Raw genomic sequence first — 24609 nt, 5'->3', positions numbered from 1 at the left:
AGCAAAGCTGCCTAGCGGAAATGGAACGGGACAGAGAAACGCAATTGGCTCGCGCGAGCGCCTGCTGGTGGCTGGGGAAAAGGCGAAGCGCCGCGCACGCTGGCCAGAGCTCTTTGATCAAGCGCTTTGTTTCCACTTGACCGCGACACACGCGCATAGCTCAAGCCCCCCGATGTCGTAACCCCAAAACTCACAACGGTCGTTCCGCGATGACCAGCGTTGGCCGGACTGCGCGATAGTATCCTTGAGCGTACCCGCGACGCATATCCCGCGATAGCGCCAGCGCTAGCTTGCGATTTACCGCCTCCGCCACCCGATCCCGCACCGCCTTGTCTTTCTGAGTTTCCGCGCCGTTGGGCTCGGACGACACGTTTGTCCTTTCCCTTATTCTCGTTGGTTTTCTTTTTTTCTCTTGGTCTCGGGTTCCGTTCCGGTTCGACAATCTCGTTGACATCGAGGGTCTTCGGCTCGCGGGGCTTTTCAGCTTTTGACGTTGGCTCCTTAGCATCCAACGTCTCAGCCGGCTTGAGCGCTTTGACTTCCATCACAGCTTCGGCCTCGACGGGCGCTGCCAACGGAGCCGACATTGCGACATTGACCTCAGAGGTTGCTTCTGCGACCTCGGCCGTCTCGGATGTCGGCTCAATTACCTCATGCGGGTTGGTCTCCCGGATCGACTCCAGCATTTCAATTTCAACGTCATCGGGAGCTGTGCCGACTAATCCGCCGCTTGAGTTCCGCGTTGCCGCGACGGGGCCGGCCGCAGGCGATACATCACCCGCCTGTTTAGGGTTGCGATTGAGCCCAATGAAGACGGCAGCATGCAACGCGACAGCGGCTGTTCCGGCGTAAAACCAGTGAACCTTTTTAAGTTGCATACCTAGCTCAATGGAATCCGTCTTCTGCGCACTGAGCCTCGGCTTACACGGCTCGGATTGACGGTCTCCATTCCCCGTTCAAAATATGAATAAGAGTACGTACGCGTGTTTTTACCGCAAACAACCAGACTATTGGTCGCCGCTGATGCCAGCTCCTCCGAACTCTGTGTTGATGGGGCCGCGCACCTTCAGTGCAACGGGCCCTCGCGCGGCGAAAAAAGTAATGCCACGATCCGGTTTAAAACGGCGTTCCATTCCTGCGCCGCGTTATTATCTCCGCGACAGCGACAGCAATAGGCCCTCGAATAGGCGACGGAAGCACTATCCTCACCAAACTTGCGGATCAAGAAGACTGCGGCCTTATCGATATCCAGAGGTTTGGTTGGCTGTTCGCCCAATTCCTTTCCGTGCATACGGAAGGTCATAAGTGGACAGGGTTTCTTAGACATTTCTCGCGTCTTGTCACGGCCTATTGCTCTGCGCCGGAATTCGTCACGCGTCGGCGTAGCGCTTCGAACTTCTCAGCCTGTTCCGGCAACAGATTGCGGTCCTTATCCCGCCGCACGAAGATCTTGAACATCGCTTCACCGGCTTCGTTGAAAAATTGAACGGAACGTGATTCCCGGCCCATGAAGGGGCGCGAAACGAATGCAATGCGTGCGCAATTTTCGACGCGAATATGGCCTCCGATAGGACTATCGCCATGGAGATTGTAGTAACCCCGACCAAATGTGCCTGGCGGTAGCATTCCTGCGCATTCGCACACGATATCATTGGTGTGGACAATGAAGAGAATTTCACCCCACGCTGTGATGTCTTGCATCACAGCGGTGAACTTATCTGCGCCGACAATTGTGCAACGATCTGGAGATAGATGGCGGACTACGTCGAGCGTACTTACGGCATACGACTTCGCAATCTGCTCCAGGATGCCATCTGGATTTTTAGCCAAACGCTCCGCCAACGGCAGTTCGTTGACGGAGTCTTGCGGTGCAGCTTCTGTCATTGCTCTTTTAAAATCCTGCAACGTCGTTCACCCGGGGCGCCGGGTCTTCAAAATGTTCAAGCAGGCCTACTGCCCGGAGGTGCACTCGAAAGTCCCGAGCGGGGGAGGACCATAGCACTCTCCGGGCAGCAGTCCTTATTCCGCGGCCGTCGGAGTTGCCGCGGAACCCGGTTTGACTTCCTGAATAACCTGGAAGCCTTCAAATTCTGGATGGCCCATGTAGAGCGGCTTGCTCTCTGGGGCTCGGGAATGAACTTTTCGGAACTGCTCCGACTTCGTCCACGCCTCGAAATCTTCATAGCTGCGCCAGACTGTGTGCGAGGAATAGAGAGTGTGGTCCTCGCGCTCTGGGCCCTTCAACATGTGGAACGCGATAAAGCCGGGCATTTCTTCAAGATATGTCTCGCGATTGAGCCATATGTTCTCGAAGCCCTCTTCATTGCCTTTTGCGACTTTAAAGCGGTTCATCGCGATATACATTTTCCGACGCCTCCAATTTTCGTTTGAATTTCGTGCGAGGCAGGAAAAACCTATTTTGGCTTTGCCTGCCTCGCCGACAGAGCGAACTTCCCTCAATCCGCTCCAAGTCTCATGGTCAAGCCAACGCGCGCGCTAAAACCGGGACTATTGTACTGATCTGTGTGTTGGCGATAAGTCTCATCGAACACGTTATCGATATTGAGATTCAGCGTCGCAATTTCATTGACTTCGTATTGCGCGAAAAGATCCAGGGTTTGATAGGCGTCGGCGTGCGCGGACGCAGCGGTCTCTCCTTCTACGAAGCGGTCCTGCTTACCGACGAAACGTGCCCTGGCACCAGCTGTCAGCTTTTCGTCAAAGGCCCGGAATCCGACAGTCAGGATGATCTGGTCGGCCGGAACGCTGTATAGCCCCTCGCCAGTGTCGTCGTTGGTTCCCCGGATGTGGTGAGCTGAAAGCCCCAGGAACCAGGATCTTGCGTCGTAGGCGGCTTCGAACTCCACGCCTTCCAACGTCGCGTTGCGAACGTTCTGATACTGTAGCGTGTCATCAAGGAAGACCGGCGCAGGGTTAGGTCCTTCCACGTAAACTTGGTCAATGTAATCATCGACCTTATTGCGAAAGGCAGTGAATTTAGCGCGGAATGCGTCGTCCTGCTTTAAGACACCGTTGTATTTCAAGTTCACACCACCCTCCACATTGTGCGCCACTTCGGGACGCAAATTCGGATTCGGTATGAGGTTGAAGTTTGCCGGAGGGGCATGCAGTCCACTAATCAGTGTTTCAGTGACGGCAGGCGCTCGAAACCCCTCAGCATACGTTGCGAATAGCGTAAATCCTTCGACAGGCGTTACACCTGCCGTAATTTTTGGGGACACACGATCATCTGAAAGGTTGGTCGTTCCACCTTTGATTTCATAATTGTCGTAGCGCAGAGCGCCTATGAGATCGATTCGATCAAAGAATGTCCAATGGCTTTGGATGAACGACCCGTATACTGTACGTTTTCCGCTGGGGGTCAGTTCGTCCCCACCCTCATATAAATCGTAGTTCGACACTTCGTCTCTAAACGCATCCGCGCCATACGTCAGAGCCATTCTGGCACTACCGAATTCGAAACGTGACGTGTTGAACACGTCGACACCTTCCGTATCGACAGTAAAATTACGCGAAGCCCCAGCAGGAAAAGTGTCAAAGCCAATAATAGTGAAGGGTGGAGGAACCGGTGGGAACGCGGGGTTAGGCCCAAATATGGGAACCGTCGACGAAGTCAATCTCGTCTGCTCCATATTTGTACGGTTCTTGTAGACCTTTGCGCTGAAATCCAAGAGCGGCGTGTCGGGGCGGGAGAAGGTATAGCCAAGCGTGAATTGGGTATTATCGACGTCCGTATCGCGGAGCGAGCCACCCGCCTCCGCTTGGTCTACGAACTTGGAATTAAAGTCGACAATGGTTCCAGTGATCTCATGGCCCTCAGCCGGGCGCCAGCGCGCCTTGACCATTCCAGACCCAGTTTCGTCATTGGAGCCTGGGACTACGACACCGTCACCGTCTTCATAATCCCTGTTCCAGCGGCCGTTAATCTGTCCAACGATATCGAAGTTTCCGACGCGGATCGCACCGGTGCCGCTTGCCAGCTTGCCATCGCCATTCGACGCGTAGCGGGTGCGGGATTGAATGGCCGCGTATTCGCCAGGCTTAAGAATGGAATCCGCATCAAGCAGTTCGAAGGCGACAACACCACCGATCGCGCCGGATCCGTAGATCGTCGCCGTAGGGCCGCGGGTTACCTCAACGCGCTGAAGCATTTCCGGCTCAACGTAGAATGTGCCGTTGGCGCTGTGACCACTGCGCTGGAAGTTCTGGCGTGCGCCCTCAATCAGGACGTTGACGCGGCCAAAATCTTGTAGACCTCGAATGTTGACCGCTTGGGCAGTATCGCGCGCCGTTTCCTGTGTTGCGACGCCGGGAATGGTGTTCAGAATTTTGGAAACGCTATCTGCCTGGAATTGCGTATCGAGTGTCTCTTTCGAGACGGTGCTGGCACCGGCCAGAGCATCAATGGCGCTTTCGTCGATTTTCGATACGGTCACGACGATTCCATCCAACTGAATTTCCTGCGCACGCACGACACCTGAACTCAACACTACAATTGACGCCGCACTTAGCAGCGTCGGAATTAACAGCCACACCATTCCCCAAGCCCCCCAAAAGCCGATTTACAATCTTTGTCGGATTTAGCTGGCTGGCACCTATGTTCACCGAACATTGGCAGGCGGGCTGGCCGTTTTACGCACGATGACGACTTCATCACCGTTGGCGAATGTCCCTACGCTACGTATCTTGACTTAATGCGTCAACAATTTATTCATTGGTGACGACGCGTCCACTTAGCGCGGCAAAGTTGGGCTCACCAGAACGCGCAGTCGTTCCGGCTGCCACGTGAACCAAACATCAGTGAGTTGGGGATGAACGAAGAGACTGAAAAGCCCCGCGCTGAGAACTCCGATGAGCAGCGCGCGCCAATCCAGCGCCGTCGGGTCAAGGTGACGGACATTTTATCAGATCAGCGGGAAGCGATCATAGAGCACAACGGTCAGGACTATCTGCTGCGCATCACCGCAAACGGCCGGCTTATACTAACAAAATAGGAGACTTCGATGACGGCGCGAACAACTCTTAACGGCCGGTATTCGCGGGCTATCGTGGCGACTGTCTCAGCGTTTCTGCTCGCTGCTCCAATGCTTGGCGGACAAATCCACGCCGCTGCAGACGCAAAAGACGCGAAGTCGTCCCTTGATACATCCCAGATCGTTTCAATCGGCGGGGATGTAACGGAAATCCTTTACGCGCTCGGCCGGGGTGACAAAATCGTAGCCGTCGATACGACGAGTCAGTTCCCACCTTCTGTACTGCAGGAAAAGAAGAAGGTCGGCTATATGCGCGCGCTTTCTTCTGAAGGGGTTCTAGCCCTCAATCCTTCAACCATCATCGCATCGGCCTCTGCCGGACCAGCTGAGGTTGTCCAGGCGCTCAAGTCGTCGTCGGTCCCCTACGTTGAAATTTCCGATGAGAACAGCACGGATGGCATTAATCAGAAGATTACCTCCATCGCGGCTGCCGTGTCCGCGGAGAGTGAAGGCAAGGCGCTTGTCGCGCGCATAAACGAAGACTTTGCTTCGCTGGCCAAGGATCGTGAAAAGGTCGACAAGCCCATGCGCGTCCTTTTCATTTTATCAGCACAGAACGGCCGCGCCCTCGTCGGCGGTTCCGGAACGAGCGCGGATGCGATCATTAAACTGGCAGGGGGTGAGAATGCCGCGGCGTCGGTTACGGGTTTCAAGCCGCTCGTTGATGAAGCGATCATCGAACTGGCCCCTGACGTAATCCTCATGATGCTGCGTGGTGACGGCCACGATGCGCACAAAGACATTCTCGATCTAAAGGGCGTTCGCGCAACCCCGGCCGGCAAGGCCAACCGCGTCATCGTCATGGACGGATCCTATCTGCTCGGGTTTGGTCTTCGTACGCCGGCCGCAGCGCGGGACCTCATGACGAAGCTTTATGACAAGGCCGAAGGCGGCACCGGATCTCCCCGCGTACAGGCCAATTAATGAGCGCCCCAGCTACCCCGATGGAAAGATCCGTGCCGCGCGATGCACGAACATCGACGGCACGAATGCTTATGATCTGCGCGTGGCTCTCGCTTGCCATCGTTGTCGTGCTCTCGCTCTCAATCGGCGCTACGGGAATTACTCTCGCTGCACTTCCTGATGCGATCCAGCACTGGCTTGCAGGCTCAGATGACGACGCGACTGCGGCTCGGCACAGCCTAGTGCTGCTTGAGATCCGCCTTCCTCGTACGCTTTTGGGTCTGTTCGTGGGAGCAGCACTGGCCGTTGCGGGCGCAATGATGCAGGGACTATTTCGTAATCCGCTTGCCGATCCGGGCCTGATCGGTGTGTCATCAGGCGCCGCCCTCGCTGCGGTGGCAACGATCGCTCTGGGTAACGAATTTGCGGCACCCTGGATTGGCACGTTTGGTCCCTACGCGCTCCCCATCTCCGCGTTTTTCGGTGGTGTGATCACGACCTGGATGTTGGTCGCAGTTGCCGGCCGGCATGGACAATTGATGATCGGCACCCTGCTGTTGGCCGGCATTGCAATTGGCGCTTTAGCAGGGGCCATGAGTGGGCTTATCGCCTACGTCAGCGATGATCGCGAGTTGCGCGATTTGACCTTGTGGACGCTGGGCAGTCTCTCCGGAGCGAGCTGGCCTAAGGTCATCGCTGTCACGCCCTTCGCTATCCTCATCGCCTTCGCGATTCCCAGGCTTATTCGTGGTCTCAACGGTTTTCTTCTCGGCGAAGCGGAAGCGTTTCACCTCGGAATCAACGTCGAGGCGACCAAAAAATTTGTGGTCGTCACGACCGCGGCCTGCGTCGGCGCGGCGGTCGCGGTCGCTGGCGTTATTGGGTTCATCGGGATTGTTGTGCCTCATTTCGTCCGGCTTATCGCAGGTCCCGATCATCGTATTGTTCTGCCTGCCAGCGCACTTGTCGGCGGTACGCTGATGGTGTTTGCCGATATTCTCGCGCGGATGCTCGTGCGCCCAGCCGAACTCCCCATCGGCATCGTAATGGCTGCTATCGGCGCGCCCGTCTTTTTGCATCTCGTGCTCAAACGCGGCATCGGTGGTGTGGAGTAGGCCAGATGCTCGAGTGCCGGAACGTCAGCTACGATATTAAGGGCCGTACTATCGTTGAGGAGGTCAACGTGGCTCTCGCCCCAGGTCGTCTCAACGTGGTTATCGGGCCAAACGGAGCGGGCAAATCGACCCTGTTGAAGCTGCTCACCGGCGAGCTTAAACCCAGCTTCGGGCAAATCTTGTTGGATGGCGTGGAGCTCGGCTCAATTAGCGCAGCGTCTCTTGCAGCGCGCAGGGCCGTTGTCGCGCAGTCCACGCATCTGTCGTTCCCGTTCTCAGTCATCGAGGTCGTATTGCTTGGCGCTACGGTGCCCGGCTTTGGGCAACCGTCCGCCGTCAGGCTTGTAGCTGCCTATCGCGCACTTGAAGACGTTGGCCTGTCGGGCTTTGAGGATCGGATTTATACGCAGCTGTCTGGTGGAGAACGTCAGCGGGTGCATGTAGCGCGTGCGCTATGTCAGTTGTCGTCGGCTGAAAACAACCGAACAGAAGCTCCGATTTTATTGCTGGATGAGCCCACATCAAATCTCGACCTTATGCATCAAGTGAAGGTCTTGAACGAGGTGCGCCGGCGCGTGGCACAGGGCTGGGTTGCGCTGGCGGTTCTGCATGACCTCAACTTAGCCGCCGCCTTCGCTGACACGATGATCCTGATGTCTCAAGGACGCATCACTGCGGCAGGGAATACCGACGAGGTCTTTCGCGACGACCTCCTGTCGGCGGTGTACCGCTGCCCGGTTACGACCAACGTCGTGGGGAAGACGGGTCAACGCTTCGTGCTGCCACCGACTGCCCGGATGTAGGAAACGCACGGTTTCCTCAGGGGACGTTATTCCGTACGCATGACGACGGAGTCCGCATCTATCGTGTAGCCGGCTTCGGCAAGTCCCGTAGAAGCAATCTTCGCTTCCATCTTGCCGGTGACGTAAACCGGATCGAACAAATCCGTAACTTTGAAGCCCTCTGTCGTCTTCACGTAGATGATCTGGTTGGCAGGCGGGGGAGGCACATGAATACAGGCCCCGACAAACGGAACCAGCAAAAACTCGGTGACGCTGGTTGCTTCGAAATCCAAGGGCACGACATAGCCGCCGATACGGACACGCTGACCGTCAAATTCCGTGACAAGTGCCGGTGGACCACCGCGCTGTTTGCGGGCGCGCGACATCCATTTGCCCTCGGGAATGTAAGCAGGTGGGGGAGCATCATCGGCGAGCGATTGCGTGTCGGCCGCATCATCACGCTGTCCAAAGAAGGGCTTTAGCTCCTTGGGCTTCTTCACGGCCTGGGGTGGGACTAATTGGGCCCACTTAAGATCACGCGGGGATTGCGCAGCCTGTGGCTCCGCCACTGCCATGAGCGCCAATCCGACGGCGAGTAACGCTGCCGTTAAACGTGCCATGCTCTCTAGTCCTCTTCAAATCCGAACCGTCATGCCGTCCGCGAGTGAGCGTCGATACGCCAGCATGGCGGGAACCAATCCAGCGATAAAACCCGCCAAAACAATAACAGCGAGCGTTAGCCCTTCGCTTGTCGTCGGCGGTGCGATTGACAGGTTCAAACCATACTCGCGGTCCAAGATGGGGCGCAGAATAAACAAAGCTGCGTAAAGCAACACGGTCCCTGTCGCCACACCGGCAGCCGTCAACATACCGGCTTCTGCGGCCAGCAATCCAAGAATGGTGACCGGGCGCGCGCCAGCTGCGCGCAGGATGGCCATCTCCCGGCGACGCTCATTCAGCGCGGTCAAGATCATGGTCAGCATTCCCAGTAGCGCCGTCGCGACGACCATGGCGGATACCGCGGCCAATGCTGTCTCGGCAATTGCAACAAGGCCCCAGAGTTCCTGAAGCGCGGCTCCAGGCAGAATGGCCGAGAGGGGCTCGTCGGGATATTCGTTGATCTCGCGTTGAACACGGAAGATGGCGAGCTTTGACTTCAATCCCACAAGAGCTGCGGTAATGGCCTTCGGCTTGAGATCCATCGCACGCACTTGATCTGCTGAGACGGTTTGGCCTGGAACCGGTGCACCACTCTGCCAATCAACATGAATGGCTTCGATCGCCTCAAGGCTAACGTGCACCGTACGGTCGACGGGTGTACCTGTTTTCGCGAGTATCCCAGCAACGCGGAATGGTTTGTCTTCATGCTCCAAGAACGACACCGAGCCGAGGCCGTGGCCAATCACGATTTTGTCGCCGACCTTGTATCCTAACTGGGCTGCCACGTCCGCCCCGATCACCGTGTCAAAGAGGTCTTCTCCCAGTTTGCCGCTGGCGACTTCGATGCGATTTCCTCCACGGAAGCGATAGTGTTCGTAATAGTCTTTCGTGGTGCCGAGCACGCGAAAACCGCGATGACTGTCGCCAAGGGAAATGGGCACGATCCAGGCGACATCCGGGTGGCTCGCGATGTCAGAATAGCTCTGCAAGGTGATGTTGTTGGTGGCATTGCCGATCCGGAAAACCGAATACAGCAGCAACTGCAGGCTGCCGCTGCGAGCGCCAACGATGAGCTCCGTGCCGGAAATCGTATTGGCGAAACTGTCGCGTGCGCCGTTGCGAATTTTCTCAACGCCAAGGAGTAGCATGACGCTGAAGGCGATCGCGAGAACCGTCAGCGTTGCCGTGAGCCACCGGTTTCTGAGGGACTGAAATGCGAGACGCGCGATGATCATGCCGCCTCCCGCATTGTCTGGGCGATGTCATCCAAACGCACGACACGCGAAAAGTGGGGACTCAAGCTTTCGTCGTGTGTAACCATGATGAGCGTGGAACCGGAGGCCTCGGCATTGGCGAAAAGCAATTTGAGGAAATCGGTTTGCCGGCTTCGGTCTAACGCCGACGTCGGCTCATCCGCGATGACCACCTCCGGCATGCCAATCAGCGCACGCGCCGCCGCGACGCGCTGCTGTTGACCTACACTGAGGCTCGCGGCCGACGTTCCACTGATGAGCGCCGGCTCCAGTCCAAGGTGCTCGAGGAGACGTCGCGCTTCCACTTCCGGTTTGCCGGTACGACGCACGCGCTCACGGCGACTCTTCGAGAAGTGCAGGGGTAGGAGGACGTTGTCGATCACCGACCCATATGGGAGCAAGTTGAACATCTGAAAAATTATGCCGAAGTGCTCCGAGCGAAAACGATCACGCGCCGGTCCAGACAGACGCGTGATATCCGTTCCTAAAATTTCGATGCTGCCGCGCTGCGGCGTCAGTATCCCGGCAAGCAGGCTGAGAAATGTCGACTTCCCACCTCCCGACGGCCCAATCAACATGAGGCGTTCGCCGCGCGAAACCGAGAAATTTTCTATCGTAAGGGAGAATGAATGACGCCCTGGCCACGTGAAGTGCAGCCCTGAAATCCGGACAACGTCCGGCTCGGCGGGCTGGCGCGTCGCATTGCTCAACGTCGTTCTCCTTTTTTGGAAGTCGCAAACGCTCAATTTCGCCTACATCAGACCGCTCAAGCTAACTTCCGGCTTTTCGCGTGTCGCCTGCAATGATGTTTGCCCCTTATCGGTCACGACATTCACTTTGAGGCGTTGTGCATTCTTGAACATGTCGAAATAGCCAAAAGCAATGCCGGTTAGAGCCGCAGGGGTTTCGCACTTAATATCGTATGTGGCGCGAAATTCCGCGTGGTGTGCGTGCTTGTCGTTGTGATCCGCGTGATCGTGGTCGTGTTCCTTGGCATGGGCCTCATGCTTGTGCGCATCATCATGCCCTGCGGCAGCTTCACTTGCGTGCTCATGATGGTCCTTGTGATCACCGTCTTCTTCCGTCTGGAAGGTGACTTCCGTCTCGGCGACTTTGCACCCGGCCTTCCCGCTCAGACGGAACAATGACAGTGCTTCAGATAGCTTTTCTTTTGCCGTCTTGAGTGCTGCCTTTTGGTCGTCCGTCGTGGCGTCATGCTCGAACCCTACGATATCGGCACCGGGGGCAGACAATTCCATGCTTACGCGCTGGCCTTCGACTGCGATGTTCAAGATGCCTTGTCCGTGCTCATGCGCGCCCAACTCACGGTGCTGTGCGTGCACGTTGCTCACCATTACGGCCATTGCCGATAAGATCGTGGCGCCGTAGATCGTCGAAGTGCGCATAAAGGTATTCCTCCTGGCTCAAGGCGTTTGAAGACTAAGACGAGGAATGCGACAGGGGTATGCCGGCCTTTGGAAACCCGGTGAACCTCTTCAAACCGACATCGGAAGCCAATCCGCCCACCGCTGACTTGCCTGCTTTTTCGCAGTGCTTTGCCCTGTCGCTCAACTCACAACGGATGTTATATCATCCATTTATGGAGAGACAACGCCGAAAGGGCCAAGTGTGCTTGTATGCGGGCCACTAAAGGCGACAACGAATAAGCGAAAGCCGCGATGCCCAAATAGGGGTCGCTTCGCGGCCTCACGTTTTCCGAAATTGGTAAGATTTTATCGTCAAGCTTCGACGGTTTGACCACCTTCGGGTGACAGGTCCGCCGCTTTGTCGGGCTGGCCATTCTGGGCATCAGCATCCGGCATGGGGTCTTTTTTGGCCGTGATGTTTGGCCAGACTTCGGAGTACTTCTGATTGACGTTGAGCCAGTGCTCCGTGGCGGCTGGATCGTTGTCTGGAAAGATTGCTTCAGCGGGGCACTCGGGGACACAGACGCCGCAATCTATGCACTCGTCGGGATTGATGACGAGCATGTTCTTGCCCTCGTAGAAGCAATCGACGGGACAGACCTCTACGCAATCCGTGTACTTACACTTGATGCAATTTTCGGTGACGACATAGGTCATCTGATCCTGCCTCCACGTATGGGCCGACGCGTTTGCGCACAAACCGGCCCATTAAAGATGCCCATTAGATACATCTTTTGCTAGAGGACGCACAAGAAAAAGTCTGTGCGCGTGATTGTCTCAGCCGAGATAATCCATCGCGGCGGCAACACCACCAGAACTGTGGGGAACCTTTGCGATCGCCAAAGCACGCTCGATAGCTGTCAAGCCGCCGAGCAACGTTACGTCGTTGACGGACCCAAGGTGGCCAATCCGGAAGACCTTGCCCGCGAGTTTGCCGAGGCCCATCGCCAAGGCGACATCGAAGCGCTCGTAGACAAGCTTGCGGAACGCTGTCGCGTCGTGCCCTTCCGGCATGCCTACTGCTGTGACGGCTGGTGAATAGCTTTCCGGATCGAGACACCAGACATCGAGACCCCATGCACACACGGCACGGCGCACGGCTTCCGCGTTCCGTTCATGACGCGCAAAGACGTTATCAAAGCCCTCTTCCTTGAGCATCGCGATGCTCTCGGCGAGGCCGTGGAGCAGGCCGGTGGCGGGGGTGAAGGGGAAATAGCCCTCCTTGTTCTGTGCAAGCATCTTCGTCCACGACCAGTAGTACCGCGGCATCTTCGCGGTTTCTGTGGCCGCGCGTGCGCGCTCGCTGATTGCGGTGAAGGCGAGCCCTGGCGGAAGCATAAGCCCCTTCTGTGATCCGCTTACGGAAACGTCCACGCCCCATTCATCATGCCGGTAGTCCATACCTGCAAGCGAGGAGACCGCATCGACCATGAGCAACGCGGGGTGCCCTACGGCATCCATCGCTTCCCGTACCTTGGCGATCGCGCCACGAACACCGGTCGATGTTTCATTGTGCACGACAAAGACCGCCTTGATGGCGTGCTCTTTATCCTTCGCGAGATGTTCGGCAATCTTTTGCGGGTCTGGCCCCGTTCGCCAGTCTGTCGGGATTACGTCTGGGATCAGGCCGAAATCCCTCGCCATTCCGGTCCACATCGCAGCAAAGTGGCCGCCCTCGATAGTCAGAACCCGATCACCGGGAGACAGCGTGTTTACGATTGCTGCTTCCCAAGCGCCCGTTCCTGACGAGGCATAGATGATGACTGGGTCTTTCGTGCGAAAGACAGTCTGCATCTCCTTGAGAACACTCAACCCGAGTTCCTGGAATACCGGACCTCGGTGGTCGAGAACATCACGGCACATCGCTGCCAAAATGCGTTCAGGCACGGGTGTTGGGCCGGGCAGTAACTGAATGGAACGGCCGGGATGGGGCATTAAGTTCGACATTCGCCAGAATTCCGTGTTTTGCAGTCCAGGACGTTCGGACAAGGTGGGGAGGAGGTCGAGCGGCGATTAGCGCTCGGAAAGCTTGTCATTAAGGGTGCGGAAATTTTGAGGACATGCCCCGGCCTGAAAGCGACGCACGGCGGCCAAGCCGGGGCTAGAGGCCCGCGGCGGCGGAACCTTCGGCAGGAAGCTTCAAATGGAAAGCAGCTGGACAGAACATTTTGTGAGCATGGGCGAAGTGCGGTTGCACTGTCAATGGGCGTCCTTAGGGTAATTCCGCTTCTCGTTGAAACGTGGAAACACCCTAACTCTCTGTTTAGCCGTGATTCTTGTCGGAAAACCGGTTCCCACTTTTCCGGAAGCACTCTAAGGCCGCGCTGATTTGTCAGCATGGCCCGCATCGAAGGGCCGCCTGTTAAAACTTAGGCGGCCTGACCGCCGATATGCTGCACCGCCGAAGCCAATCGAGCCTCCGCGCCTGCCACTAAATCTTGGATAATCTCTCCAGCCGTGGCGACCCGATCGATCAATCCGACGACTTCACCGACGAAGGTGTTGGCGTTATCGGGATCGTCGTTGGACCAGGCCGCTCGATAGCGGTCGGCTTCCTCTTCGGCGACCGCCATCAGTTCATCTTCGCGCCCCTGCCAACGTTCGATGAACGTGTTTTTGAGAACACGTGCTGTATAGCGGCTTGGCCATTCAAGGCGACGCGCCATATCCATGAGCTGGGAGCGTACGGTGTCATCACCACCTGCGGCAAGCGCTGCCTCGTGCATACGTGGGCCGACGTCAGCCTCGGACGATGCCCAAAGCCGGGACCCGATCAAAACACCATCGGCGCCAAGCATCAACGCAGCTGCCAAGCCACGCCCGTCGGCAATCCCGCCTGCCGCGCACAACAGGGTTTCCGGCGATCTCGCCGCGATCAGGTCCGCAACCTCGGGGACAAGGGTGAAAGTTGCTCGTAGTTGGCCGTGTCCTCCCGCTTCCGAACCCTGAGCGATCACGACATCAGCCTGGCACTCTATGGCATGTTCGGCATCGCGACGCGTCTGTACTTGGGATATCAGAAGCGCGCCCGCCTTCTTGATATGCTCGGCGAATGGCGCCGGATCTCCAAAGGACAAGCAGATCGCCTTCGGCTTGTGATCCAGCACGAGATCCAACAAGTGTGGCTGCTTTTGCAACGACCACGTTATAAAACCGCAGCCGATGCTGTTGGGCCGCACACATGCGAGCTGCTTGCGCAGCCATGCCTCGTCCCCATAACCTCCACCGATAAGCCCCAATCCACCTGCGGCGCTGACTGCAGCGGCCAACCGACCGCCCGCGGCAAATGCCATCGGCGCGGAAATGATCGGAACTTCCAAAGACAGGCTACGGGTCAACCGTGTTTCAAGCGTCATGGCGCGTCGCCCCCCGTCATCGGCGTGTCGCAGGTTCCGAAGACGATGGCAGATCACTTAACAATGCGAACAAATTCGTTGGTGTTGTCACGAGATCTGCAACGGTCCAATCATCGAGCACCCGAAAATACGCTTCGAGTGCGAGCCTGAGTACGCCTCGAAGGCGGCAGACGTTCGATATGCGGCAAACATTTTCGTCGCGGAAGCACTCGACTAATGCGAAGTCATCTTCGACGGCTTTTATCACGTCTCCGATTTTAATCTTGTCCGCCGGCCTTGCTAGGCGCAGGCCGCCGCCACGCCCACGAACTGTTTCAACGAACCCTTGTCGCCCAAGTCCATGCACGACCTTCATCAGGTGGTTTTCGGAAATTCCGTAGGCCGACGCGATCTCTTGGATCGTTGCCCGATGCTCCGGCTTCGCGCCGAGGTACATCAGAACCCGCAATGAATAGTCCGACATGACCGTTAGTCGCATGGGGAGATCCGTAAATGTTGTCGTAGAGCGATTGCTTTGGCTGGCTCACGCTATAAGATGCATCTCACATATATCTTATTGTGGACGTTAAAGCCATGCAGAAATCACCGAATCCGATGGCTCCTGGCGTTGCGGTGGGTATTACCGAGACAATGATAGAGGCACTTGTGTCGCACTTCTACGCAAGAGTGCGGCGCGATGAAATGCTCGGTCCCATCTTCAACAAGGCCATCGACGACTGGCCCGAGCATTTGCGCAAGCTTAGCGCATTTTGGTCCTCGGTCACCTTGATGAGCGGAAAGTACAAAGGGCAACCGATGGTTGTCCACACGGGCATTCCTGAAATTACAGGAGCCCACTTTGCGCGTTGGCTTGAGCTCTTCAAGAGCTCAGCGGAAATGATCTGCCCGCCAGCGGCGGCTGCATTGTTCGTGGATCGCTCCGAACGCATCGCGCAATCGCTTCAACTCGGCATAGCCATGCATCGCGGTGAAAGCGTTATACCTCCACTTCGGGCACCGTTAGCGCCTGCCTCCCAACAACCTGAGTAACAGGACCGATGATGACAACAGATCCAACTCGGGCATGGCGACGCGAAACGAGGGAACGGATTCTCGCCCAGCGCAATGCACTTTCCGTGGCTGAGCGTGAGCGACTGTCCGAGCACGTTATCGCAAATCTTGACTGTGAGTTCCGCACGCTCGATTGTCGTGTTCTCGGCCTTTATTGGCCCATCAAGTGCGAGATAGATGTCCGTCACTGGGCCAACCAGCTCTCGAAAATCTCCGGGATCAAACTCGCTTTACCGGTCGTCGTCGAGAAGAAAGCACCGCTGGAATATTGGGAGTGGGCCATGGGAGATCCGATGGTGCGCGGTGTTTGGAACATACCGGTGCCTGCAATCAAGAAACAGATAACGCCAGACGTTGTCATCTCTCCGCTCGTGGGATTCAGCGGTTCCTACCGACTGGGTTATGGTGGCGGTTTCTTTGACCGCACGCTCGCCAGCTTGAAGCCGCGACCCTACGCGATCGGTATCGGCTTTGACATGTTCGCGTGTCCAGACTTTGTCGCGCAACCACACGATATAGCCATGGACACCATAATAACGGAGACGCGTAGCACGAACGATTGCGACACCCCTCAACTAGGGCGGATCTCCTCATGACCGATCAATCGCTCGACAGCTTCGACCTCGACCACTTTTCACGTGCGCTCGTCGAAAATATTCCGGATGCGGTCCTTTATGCTGGGAAAGACGGCCGCATTGTCTATTGGAACGCTGGCGCGGAGCGCATATTCGGCTTCACTGCATCTGAAGCGTTGGGACAATCTCTCGATATTATCATTCCGGAAAACCTGCGGCAACGGCATTGGGATGGTTATGAAAAAACGGTGGCTACCGGGCATACTCGCTACGGGTCGGGTGATCTACTCTCGGTTCCCGCCTTACGGAAGGATGGTTCGCGTATTTCCGTTGAATTTTCGATGTTGCCGTACTTCGATGACCAAGGAAGAATGATCGGCATCGCTGCAATCCTGCGCGACGCTACGAAGCAATTCGAAACAGTTAAAGCTCTGAGGCGGGAGCTCGCCGCGCGATCAAAGACATGAAATAACTTGCCACCTTCAAGCAATCCTAGTCGTTCTCTGTGGAAATCGTCCGGGCCACACGGAAGCCTACGGTGTTCAACTGATCGCCCGGGTGGTAGCAGTCCCGAGCGGCTGACCGCAAATACATGGGCCGAAGGTTCCAAGCGCCGCCGCGCACGACGCGCAACAAACATTTGTCCTTTGTGCGCGCGGAACCATCGCTCGGGAGAGATTCGTAGCTATCCTCCCAGCAGTCTTCGACCCATTCTGCGACATTTCCATGCATGTCATAGATGCCGAAATCGTTCGGGGGAAACTCGCCGACTTCAGCAGTCTGGTGATTATCCCATTTACTACCACAACCGTTGCAGTTCGCCTTAGCGCGATCAACCTTCTCACCCCACGAAAAGTTCGTCTGACTTTTCGCGCGCGCCGCATATTCCCACTCCGCTTCTGTCAGCAAGCGGTACTTGTAACCGGTCTTTTCCGATAACCAAGCAGTATAGGTTTTCGCGTGATGCCAGGAGACCTCGATTACAGGGTGTTTTCCCTTACCCCAGCCGTTATCGCCGCCGGTTGCCTCTGGCGCGGCGCCATTACAGGCACCTTCAGCCACGCACTCTCCCCACTGGGCCCATGTCACTTCAAAGACGCCCACGGCAAACGGCTTTGCGATAGTTACAACTTTGCGAGGGCCTTCGTTGGCGAAGAACTCACCTAGTTCGCTGTTCAAGGCTTCTCGTTTTTTTGCGGGAGAGCCCATCGCAAAACTACCCTGAGGAACCACGACCATTTCAGGACAGGCATCCGGACAATCACGGAAGGTCACCTGTCCGATCGATGCGACAGCATCAGCCATCGAAACACCTGGGTTCGTCGTCAATATTCCGAGTTTGGTTCCAGAGCTTTCGGCAAATAAGGACACAGGGAATAGGACGAGCGAGCAAGCAACGGCCACGCCCTTCTTCCAGCAGACGGGCCCTTCACGTTTCGCACGTCGGTTCTGACATAGTGTAGAAATCATAGCAGTCTTTGAGCGGACATATCGCACATGTCTCCTGTCGCTCTTAAGCGACTCAGCATTCAGGTTCTTACACTAGTTCAAATTGACCGCCAGCAACAGGCAGCCTGTTGAAACACGGGCCCCAAACGCAATCTAAGAAAATGAAAATACCGGGGTATGTCTCAATTTTGAGTGTCCCCTGTAACGCCAAGGACTCACATGTCTCAGCACGACATTGTCTGTAAGATAAAGGAGGCTGTTCCGTCCCGTCGTGCGATTATTGCTCGGCAGCGTCAGCTAAGGCATCAACAGCATCACCAGCCAGATTCAGCCTCAACAGGAGTTTTGAATCGCTGATTGTTGCGTTTTGCGTACGAACCCGGCTTGGCAGCGCCTGCATTTCGCGACTGAACTCCCGCGCGACACGTTGTGCCTCGTCAACCGAAACCTTTTCAAAAGTGACGCCCCCGCCGATAGGAATTTGCGCGAAGCGGCCAAGATCCGCAGTGATGATCGTTGCGATTTTAGGGTAGCCGCCGGTGGTGCCTCGGTCCGCGAGCATGACCAACGGCTGACCGGCGCCTGATACCTGGATGTGCCCCATAACAATGCCATCAGAGACGATGTTATAACCCTTGGCATGTGCCAAAGCTTCGCCGTCCAAACGATAGCTCATGCGGTTTGACGTTGGAGAGACGGTCCATCTGCATCGTAGGAAACTTTCTATGGTCTCCTTGTAAAAGTAGTCGTCTTGCGGCCCAAGGACGACGCGAATCGGCGCGTGGGGCGGAGCCTCGAGCGCAATGTACTGCTCAGCGTGCGCTAGGCTCGCAGCGTGCAACGGAATGAAGTCCCCTTCACGTAACGGGCGAGGATATGGGCTTCCAAAAGACGCGCGCACCTCTACCGAGAGGCTCCCGAGTTGTGCAGGCGCATCGATCCCGCCCTCTGAGGCGAGGTAAGAAAACATACCTAAGCGCGTCGCCCCAAGGCTGACTTTGGTCCCCTCCTGAACCAAAAGTGTCGTGTTGAGTTTTGCCTCATCACCATCGATGAGAATCTTGCGGTCAGCTCCGGCAAGCGCGAGCCGAACGGGGCCTCCCACAACCGACAGAGTTGCTGGAAAGGGACCAATCTCGACTGCCGCGGATGCTGCCTTCTGGCGCAGCAAGGCATTCGCTACCGCCAACGAAAAAAGATCCATTGCTCCAGCTGGAGACAGACCGTACCGCTGCGCTCCGAACCTTCCAGCATCCTGCACGGACATGTAGCCGGGATCGATTACACGAAGACCGATCATGCGACTTCGTACTCTACGAACTGCTCACACCGGCCAGCGTATGTGTCCCATTCCTCGGCGCTAATGGCGAAGAATTGCACATGATCACCCGGCTCCAAGAGGCACATGGGCTCACGGTCACGTGCATAAACCCGAAGCGGAGTTCGGCCAATCCAGTGCCAGCCGCTCGGACCAGGGACAGATTGCACAGCGGCCTGTATGCCGCCAATCGAAACCGTGCCAGGGGGGGCGTTCTGACGTGGCTCTCGCCGTCGCGGCATTGCGATTAGAGGATCGAGACCACCCAGGTATGCGAAGCCCGGCATGAAACCGAGCATGAACACTCGATATGTCCCGGCACAATGAAAGGCGACCACTTCGTCTACAGAAAGTCCGACGTTATTGGCGATGAATTCGAGATCGATGCCATATTCTGCACCGTAGACCACTGGTATACGCCATCTACGTGTGGGTCGGTTCGACCGACGCCTCTCACCAGCGAGTGCGAGGGCGCGCGCCTTCAACTCATCGAACCCAATGACTATAGGATCGTAATGAACGAGCAGCGACCTATAGGTCGGTACTGTCTCCGTCACACCGGGAAGTCGGACCTCGGATAGCGCTACGTCCAATGCTAATACACGTGCATTCACCTCATCGTCGATGATGTCGCCGAATTCTACGGTGATTGCGGCATCGCCGCATGGCAGGACACGGGGATATTTGGGCACGCTCATCGATGGCCTTTAGCCGCACCAAGACCTTTATGCTTCAGTCATGAACCGATGTGTACATAAGTTCCTGCGGCAGCGACCGTAGTCGCTTGGCCCACGGTGTCAAGCAAGCCTGAGTTTTTCTTTATCCTATTGCTCAGCACACGTGCGGTGATTAGGATCATTGACCGACGACGCTCACTTAAGGGCGAGAAAACTCGACAATAGCTCGCATCTTACTCCATCAACATCACATAAGTGAGTGATCCAATCCCTCAATCGATAATTTAGACAAATAGCGCCTCCCAGCGCGCTCTTGCAATACACACCTCTATGGTCTTGCAATTGGGGTAACCATTGTTTACGCGTGCCAATCGATTGGGAAACACTTCTGAGCACCCTATCAAACGTAATGAGTACAATCGTGAATGCCGAAAAAATTTTAAAGACTTTCAACACGTGGTCATTCAAACGGGAACAACCGTCGAATACCGATCTTATGTTGAACTTCATCGCTCTTGCGGTGGAAAAACGTCGGCCAATACCTTTCGTTCTATATTGGGGCAAAGGTTTACGGAATCACATAACGGACTCGGAGCGAGAGTGCCTCGATTTCCTCGATCGTATGAGTCAAAGAATTTCTGCGGTTTATGCGCCAGGAGGGCGGATCCACCTGCTATTTACGGACACGCACGCTACACTGAATGGCCATGATCCGGACGCGATCGATGCATATTTTCTCGAAGTCGAAGACGCAGCCTTATCGTCATTCCAAACCTTTACAACCAGCAGACTGAGCGACGCTGTCGCAAAATTCGGACTTGAGCCGCCGATAGAAACGCCACCCGTTTCTGATGATCTTCTTATGAAACTCGAAAGAAGTGCTAGAAAGTGGTATAAGGGTGAGGCCTCCGTCCGGGAAGGCGCGGAAGAATACTATTGGCAGAATATGATCGAGCGACAAGCCGTCGAACAGGAATTTGGATCTTCTATTTTTGTTACGTTTAACGGCAGTGATGTAAGGGATCTTTTCCCTTCAAATCTACCCATTTTCTATATGTATTCAGTCCGCAAAGGGACGAGCACCAAGCCGTGGTTCATGAATTGTTAACTACCTCAGATGCCGAAATGAGTTCAACCTCGCAAAATAAACATAATCCCTATTGCGAGCAAAACCAGAAGCATCAACCTTCGGAAGAAAAGCACGGGCAGAAGATTGCGCGCGCGGTTACCCAGCGAAACTCCGACTAAAGCGGGAATTACGGCAAACAGCGAAAGAGCCAAAGTTGGAATGTCCATAAGGCCGGACAGCATAAGACCGGCTCCGAGAAAGATGGACGTAATCGTGACGGCGAGATTAATCGCCTGTATCAATCGATTTGGCTCCAGATGCAGTGCCATCATGTAAGGAAGCAGCGGCATGACCTGGGACCCCGTCAAGCCTGTGAGCAGGCCTGTGAAGAAACCAACAGGCGCGTTGAGAATGCGATCCCAAGGTTCTCTCAGCGAGAGGTTGGGTTGAGCGAGAGAGATGACCGCATACGCGACGATAACTGAGCCGAGCACCGCGATCGCAAGACGCTGATCTATGGACGATAGGAAGGCGATCCCAACAACTATACCGATTGGTGTTGCGAGGTAGAGCGGCCAGAAGCGCGCGGCAATCTCGCGAAAGTGACCTGCGTTGAGCGCGACGAACACGTTGCTCAAAATGGCCGGCATCACGATCAAAACAATCGCTGTCTGCAGACCCACCACCGGGACAAGAAACGGCAAGGCGCAAGACGAATAGCCGATCCCCGTTGTGCCTTTTACGACCCCTGCAAAGAACAACCCGAACGCGGCTACGGCCAACAAGACCGGATCCATTCCGCTTCATTCCCCCCAACGCAACCCACGTCATACGAGTTGAGACGTGATGGCGGACCTCTGCATAAAAACCGACCTCATTACAAGAGGGAGTATTTATTTCGGAGCGAGAGAGGCATTGTATTGTAGATGCTCACTTGTTCTAGTGAAGCTATACAGCGCCCCACTCGAACTTATCATCAAATCATACAAAACCCCGAATAATCGAATATATCCTGGCCGTTCGCCATGGCGTTCAACCAGACTGACGCGTTTGTAAATTCAATATTAACTATAATTCCGATAGCAACACAGTATTCACTACTTTCAAATCCTTGAGACCTACTTTTGTGAGTTGGAAGTAATTTGAACGTGGCAGTCTTATGTCTGAACAGCAAAATCCCACGGGGAGAAAGCCGGAGGAGCCGATCAATATTGGCCCTGCCGACGATCGCAGCGCGGTGAGTGCTGATCTGTCACGCCCAGACCCCTCGACATCAGGCGGAGTGGCTCGCTCGCGGAGCAAATCAAATCTCGCGAGCAATTTCGTTAAGGCAGCTTGGCGCGGGCCAACCTTTCTCGGTCTTGCAATGGTGGCTGTGATTTGGGGCGGCCTCGTCATGCGCGACTACGAGGCGTCCTCAAGCGCCTACGCAGAAACGCGAAGGATCCAGGACAACATCATCCGACTGTTCGAGGAGAACGTCCTACGCTCGATCAAGGAAGTCGACAAATCTGTGCTGTATATGCGCCGCGTGATCGAGAACAACTACAGTTCGGTCGACTTGCACAATCTTGTAGCCAGTAAAGACATCCTGAGCGACCTCATCGTGCAGGTCGCAATCATGGATGAAAACGGCATCATGCATGCTTCAAGCGCAGGGCCACAGCCAGCACCGAAGCAGGATCTGAGCGATCGCGCGCATTATCGCGCGCACGTCAATAACCTGAATGACGAGCTTTATATCAGCGCACCAGTCGTTGGACGCGTTAGTAAAAAATGGTCTGTTCAGATCACCCGGAAGTTTCTGAAGCCGGACGGCTCCTTTGGGGGCGTTGTTGTGGCCTCGCTCAACCCAGAGCACTTCACGGAATTCTATCGGTCTATCAAATTCGGAAACACGACTTTCATCTCGATCGTGGGCATGGATGGGATTGTACGTGCGAGCGGCGGGCCGGTATCAGACCTCTACGAACTCGGAGAAAACCTCTCGCATTCCGAGCTCCTTCGGAATCTGCATCAACGCAGCGCGGGAGATTTCATCGATCGCGAGGCCGGCAGGCTCGTGACCTTCCGCAAAGTTCGTGGATATCCCCTCGCTGTCACAATGAGCATCGAAGAGAATGAAATCTATGCCGACATTCGGAACGGTCGTGTGGGCAACTTCCTGCTCGGCCTCATCCTAACGCTGGGCATTGGCGTCGCTGTCGCACGAAACGTGCGTAATCAGCTCGAGGTATCGCGGCTGGCCGTTCAAGACACTCTGACAACGCTTCCCAATCGTCGTGTTTTCAGAGACGAACTCGAACGCCTTACGTCACTGTTTGGCAGATCCGACAACGGCACCGACCATTCATTCGCAATCTTTACCCTCGACGTGGATCACTTCAAGACGGTCAACGACACGTTGGGGCATCCGGTAGGTGACGCGCTTCTCATTGAAGTTGGCCACCGTATTCGCTCCGTCGTAAACGAGGCTGATCTCGTTTGCCGACTTGGCGGTGACGAATTTGCTATTCTCGTACCTTCAGTCAAAGACCGCTCCTCCGCAGAAGCGTTGGCGCAGACCTTAATCAAGGTTATCACGCAGCCCTTCGAGGTTGAGGGCCATACGATCGTTGTCACTGCTAGTGTGGGCATCGCGATTGGCTCTGAGAGCGGACTAGATCCTGACGAATTAATGATCGCATCCGACCTTGCGCTGTATGCCGCAAAGACGGGTGGTCGCCGGACATATCGCTTCTTCCACAAAGAGATGGCGGATGAGATTGAGGTGCGGCGTCGGCTCGAGTTGGAGCTTCGCAGTGTGCTGGAGCAAGACCAGCTTGAACTCCATTATCAACCGATCGTCGATCTCCGTCAGAACAAGATCTGCGGCTTCGAAGCGCTGATGCGGTGGCGCCATCCTAAGAAGGGGCTAATTCCACCGGATCAGTTCATCAGCGTTGCCGAAGAAACGGGACTAATCGTTCCGATGGGTGCCTGGGCATTGCGCGAGGCATGCAAGCAAGCGGCGCAGTGGCCAAACGATATCAAGATTGCCGTCAATCTTTCCGCTGAGCAGTTCAAAGATCCTAATCTCTTTGAGACGGTCCTTGATGCTGTTTTCGAGGCTGGCATCAGCCCGGGACGACTGGAACTCGAGATCACCGAGTCTCTGCTTTTGGATGACAGTACCGATACTTTGGCAATCCTGCACAAGCTCCGCAAAGCAGGCATTCGGACAGCAATGGATGATTTCGGAACGGGATACTCGTCGTTGGCTTACTTGATGAGTTTTCCCTTCGACAAGATCAAGATCGACCGTTCCTTTGTCTCTGAACTCAACAAGCGTCCAGAACACAACGTCATTGTCCGCGCGATCATCAAGATCGGTCGAGTGTTCAATATGACGGTGACGGGCGAGGGAGTCGAAACCGCGCAGCAGTTCAAATACTTGCGCACGCTCGGCTGTCTGGAAGCTCAGGGTTATCACATCAGCCGTCCGTTGCCAGCAGGCGAACTCGAACCGCTCTTCGCCAAATGGAACAGCAAGACATCGAGCACTTCGAGCGTCGCCTGAGAGGTCTACCTCAAGCCACGCTTCATTCAGCCCGAACGGCGCATTTTGAAAAATTAATAGTTTGGTAACCCGCAGGCGGGAAGGTTGCCTAGCGCACTTAAGCCGTCAGGCATCTGGCGGGACAATTCACGGAGTTACTCGTACCCATGTTTAGCAAAGCCTCCTTCGCGAACGAAACGGCCACAATCGATCGGCAGGGTGTGCTTGCTGCCGTCTTGGTCGCCATCGCCGTCGCTGGACTCATGTTGCTTTGGCCTATCGACCGCGAAGCAAGGCTTTCACAGCAAATTGGTTCTGAACTCTCACGTCAGGATGCTCAACGCGTCCAGACACTCATGCGCGCATTCTAATCTGATCGTGCG

Annotated in this window: 26 protein-coding genes; 10 read left to right on the top strand and 16 right to left on the bottom strand. The window is 55.7% G+C overall.

Annotated elements, in window-relative coordinates; all coding sequences use genetic code 11:
• Nucleotides 1–11: 11 nt before the first annotated feature.
• The 4 genes from YBN1229_RS09730 to YBN1229_RS09710 all read right to left on the bottom strand — a co-directional run bounded on the left by YBN1229_RS09730 (nt 12) and on the right by YBN1229_RS09710 (nt 4559).
• The gene (locus YBN1229_RS09730; RefSeq protein ID WP_052743831.1) at nt 12–878 is read right to left on the bottom strand and encodes a cell envelope integrity protein TolA; all 867 of its coding nucleotides are present in this window, start codon (nt 876–878) and stop codon (nt 12–14) included.
• A 469-nt stretch (nt 879–1347) separates the two neighbouring features.
• Entirely contained in the window at nt 1348–1884 is a 537-nt protein-coding gene (gene hutX, locus YBN1229_RS09720) for a heme utilization cystosolic carrier protein HutX (RefSeq protein WP_046478167.1), read from the bottom strand.
• 135 nt (nt 1885–2019) lie between these two features.
• Nucleotides 2020–2364 (bottom strand): antibiotic biosynthesis monooxygenase family protein, encoded by a 345-nt coding sequence (locus YBN1229_RS09715; RefSeq protein ID WP_046478166.1) that lies wholly within the window; start codon nt 2362–2364, stop codon nt 2020–2022.
• Between the two features lie 92 nt (nt 2365–2456).
• On the bottom strand, nt 2457–4559 hold the full coding sequence (locus YBN1229_RS09710; RefSeq protein WP_046478165.1) for a TonB-dependent hemoglobin/transferrin/lactoferrin family receptor: 2103 nt from the start codon (nt 4557–4559) through the stop codon (nt 2457–2459).
• Nucleotides 4560–4832: 273 nt separating this feature from the next.
• On the opposite strand from YBN1229_RS09710, the gene hemP reads away from it, so the two are divergent.
• The 4 genes from hemP to YBN1229_RS09690 all read left to right on the top strand — a co-directional run bounded on the left by hemP (nt 4833) and on the right by YBN1229_RS09690 (nt 7875).
• A complete protein-coding gene (gene hemP, locus YBN1229_RS09705; protein WP_046478164.1) occupies nt 4833–5015 on the top strand; it encodes a hemin uptake protein HemP in 183 nt (60 codons plus the stop codon).
• Nucleotides 5016–5024: 9 nt separating this feature from the next.
• The gene (locus tag YBN1229_RS09700) at nt 5025–5978 is read left to right on the top strand and encodes a heme/hemin ABC transporter substrate-binding protein (RefSeq protein ID WP_046478163.1); all 954 of its coding nucleotides are present in this window, start codon (nt 5025–5027) and stop codon (nt 5976–5978) included.
• A 65-nt stretch (nt 5979–6043) separates the two neighbouring features.
• Nucleotides 6044–7072, top strand: coding sequence for a FecCD family ABC transporter permease (locus YBN1229_RS09695; RefSeq protein WP_244466765.1), 1029 nt, complete (start codon nt 6044–6046; stop codon nt 7070–7072).
• Nucleotides 7073–7077: 5 nt separating this feature from the next.
• Complete coding sequence (locus tag YBN1229_RS09690; protein WP_046478162.1) at nt 7078–7875, top strand: heme ABC transporter ATP-binding protein; 798 nt, start codon at nt 7078–7080, stop codon at nt 7873–7875.
• 26 nt (nt 7876–7901) lie between these two features.
• Here YBN1229_RS09690 and YBN1229_RS09685 read toward each other — a convergent pair whose 3' ends face one another.
• The 8 genes from YBN1229_RS09685 to YBN1229_RS09650 form a co-directional block, all read right to left on the bottom strand.
• On the bottom strand, nt 7902–8474 hold the full coding sequence (locus YBN1229_RS09685) for a DUF3299 domain-containing protein (protein ID WP_046478161.1): 573 nt from the start codon (nt 8472–8474) through the stop codon (nt 7902–7904).
• 15 nt (nt 8475–8489) lie between these two features.
• Nucleotides 8490–9749 (bottom strand): ABC transporter permease, encoded by a 1260-nt coding sequence (locus YBN1229_RS09680; protein WP_046478160.1) that lies wholly within the window; start codon nt 9747–9749, stop codon nt 8490–8492.
• Nucleotides 9746–10477 (bottom strand): ABC transporter ATP-binding protein, encoded by a 732-nt coding sequence (locus YBN1229_RS09675; protein ID WP_046478159.1) that lies wholly within the window; start codon nt 10475–10477, stop codon nt 9746–9748. The genes YBN1229_RS09680 and YBN1229_RS09675 overlap by 4 nt, the downstream gene beginning before the upstream one ends.
• A 42-nt stretch (nt 10478–10519) precedes the next feature.
• Nucleotides 10520–11173, bottom strand: coding sequence for a zinc uptake protein ZrgA (gene zrgA, locus YBN1229_RS09670; RefSeq protein WP_052743829.1), 654 nt, complete (start codon nt 11171–11173; stop codon nt 10520–10522).
• 333 nt (nt 11174–11506) lie between these two features.
• Entirely contained in the window at nt 11507–11851 is a 345-nt protein-coding gene (fdxA, locus tag YBN1229_RS09665) for a ferredoxin FdxA (protein ID WP_046478158.1), read from the bottom strand.
• 120 nt (nt 11852–11971) lie between these two features.
• Nucleotides 11972–13141: a pyridoxal-phosphate-dependent aminotransferase family protein gene (locus YBN1229_RS09660; RefSeq protein WP_090226003.1), complete on the bottom strand. Its 1170-nt coding sequence runs from the start codon at nt 13139–13141 to the stop codon at nt 11972–11974.
• Between the two features lie 422 nt (nt 13142–13563).
• A complete protein-coding gene (locus tag YBN1229_RS09655) occupies nt 13564–14550 on the bottom strand; it encodes an NAD(P)H-dependent flavin oxidoreductase (protein ID WP_046478156.1) in 987 nt (328 codons plus the stop codon).
• Nucleotides 14551–14566: 16 nt separating this feature from the next.
• A complete protein-coding gene (locus tag YBN1229_RS09650; protein WP_046478155.1) occupies nt 14567–15028 on the bottom strand; it encodes an RrF2 family transcriptional regulator in 462 nt (153 codons plus the stop codon).
• 95 nt (nt 15029–15123) lie between these two features.
• On the opposite strand from YBN1229_RS09650, the gene YBN1229_RS09645 reads away from it, so the two are divergent.
• From YBN1229_RS09645 to YBN1229_RS09635, 3 genes are read left to right on the top strand one after another with little or no spacing between them, the layout of a single operon-like run.
• On the top strand, nt 15124–15579 hold the full coding sequence (locus YBN1229_RS09645) for a group III truncated hemoglobin (RefSeq protein ID WP_046478154.1): 456 nt from the start codon (nt 15124–15126) through the stop codon (nt 15577–15579).
• Between the two features lie 8 nt (nt 15580–15587).
• Nucleotides 15588–16196, top strand: coding sequence for a 5-formyltetrahydrofolate cyclo-ligase (locus YBN1229_RS09640; protein WP_046478153.1), 609 nt, complete (start codon nt 15588–15590; stop codon nt 16194–16196).
• Nucleotides 16193–16642 (top strand): PAS domain-containing protein, encoded by a 450-nt coding sequence (locus YBN1229_RS09635; RefSeq protein ID WP_046478152.1) that lies wholly within the window; start codon nt 16193–16195, stop codon nt 16640–16642. Before YBN1229_RS09640 ends, YBN1229_RS09635 begins: the two co-directional genes overlap by 4 nt.
• Nucleotides 16643–16667: 25 nt before the next feature.
• On the opposite strand, the gene YBN1229_RS09630 is transcribed toward YBN1229_RS09635, so the two are convergent.
• The 3 genes from YBN1229_RS09630 to pxpB form a co-directional block, all read right to left on the bottom strand.
• Complete coding sequence (locus YBN1229_RS09630; protein ID WP_076605395.1) at nt 16668–17579, bottom strand: formylglycine-generating enzyme family protein; 912 nt, start codon at nt 17577–17579, stop codon at nt 16668–16670.
• A 322-nt stretch (nt 17580–17901) separates the two neighbouring features.
• Complete coding sequence (locus tag YBN1229_RS09625; protein ID WP_046478151.1) at nt 17902–18924, bottom strand: biotin-dependent carboxyltransferase family protein; 1023 nt, start codon at nt 18922–18924, stop codon at nt 17902–17904.
• Nucleotides 18921–19640, bottom strand: coding sequence for a 5-oxoprolinase subunit PxpB (pxpB, locus tag YBN1229_RS09620; protein ID WP_046478150.1), 720 nt, complete (start codon nt 19638–19640; stop codon nt 18921–18923). The genes YBN1229_RS09625 and pxpB overlap by 4 nt, the downstream gene beginning before the upstream one ends.
• A gap of 400 nt (nt 19641–20040) precedes the next feature.
• Between pxpB and YBN1229_RS09615 the strand changes: the two genes are divergently transcribed.
• A complete protein-coding gene (locus YBN1229_RS09615) occupies nt 20041–20727 on the top strand; it encodes a hypothetical protein (RefSeq protein WP_139165273.1) in 687 nt (228 codons plus the stop codon).
• Nucleotides 20728–20750: 23 nt separating this feature from the next.
• On the opposite strand, the gene YBN1229_RS09610 is transcribed toward YBN1229_RS09615, so the two are convergent.
• Nucleotides 20751–21485, bottom strand: coding sequence for a sulfite exporter TauE/SafE family protein (locus tag YBN1229_RS09610; RefSeq protein ID WP_046478148.1), 735 nt, complete (start codon nt 21483–21485; stop codon nt 20751–20753).
• Nucleotides 21486–21847: 362 nt separating this feature from the next.
• On the opposite strand from YBN1229_RS09610, the gene YBN1229_RS09605 reads away from it, so the two are divergent.
• Nucleotides 21848–24247 carry a bifunctional diguanylate cyclase/phosphodiesterase gene (locus tag YBN1229_RS09605; protein ID WP_052743827.1) on the top strand — a complete coding sequence of 800 codons (2400 nt, stop codon included), beginning with the start codon at nt 21848–21850 and terminating at the stop codon, nt 24245–24247.
• A 146-nt stretch (nt 24248–24393) separates the two neighbouring features.
• Entirely contained in the window at nt 24394–24597 is a 204-nt protein-coding gene (locus YBN1229_RS09600) for a hypothetical protein (RefSeq protein ID WP_046478147.1), read from the top strand.
• Nucleotides 24598–24609 lie beyond the last annotated feature (12 nt).

The sequence above is a fragment of the Candidatus Filomicrobium marinum genome, from assembly GCF_000981545.1.
Taxonomy (GTDB): Bacteria; Pseudomonadota; Alphaproteobacteria; order Rhizobiales; family Hyphomicrobiaceae; genus Filomicrobium; species Filomicrobium insigne.
The sequence above is the reverse complement of the archived record's forward strand: the minus strand, read 5'-3'. Positions and strand labels throughout refer to the sequence as shown.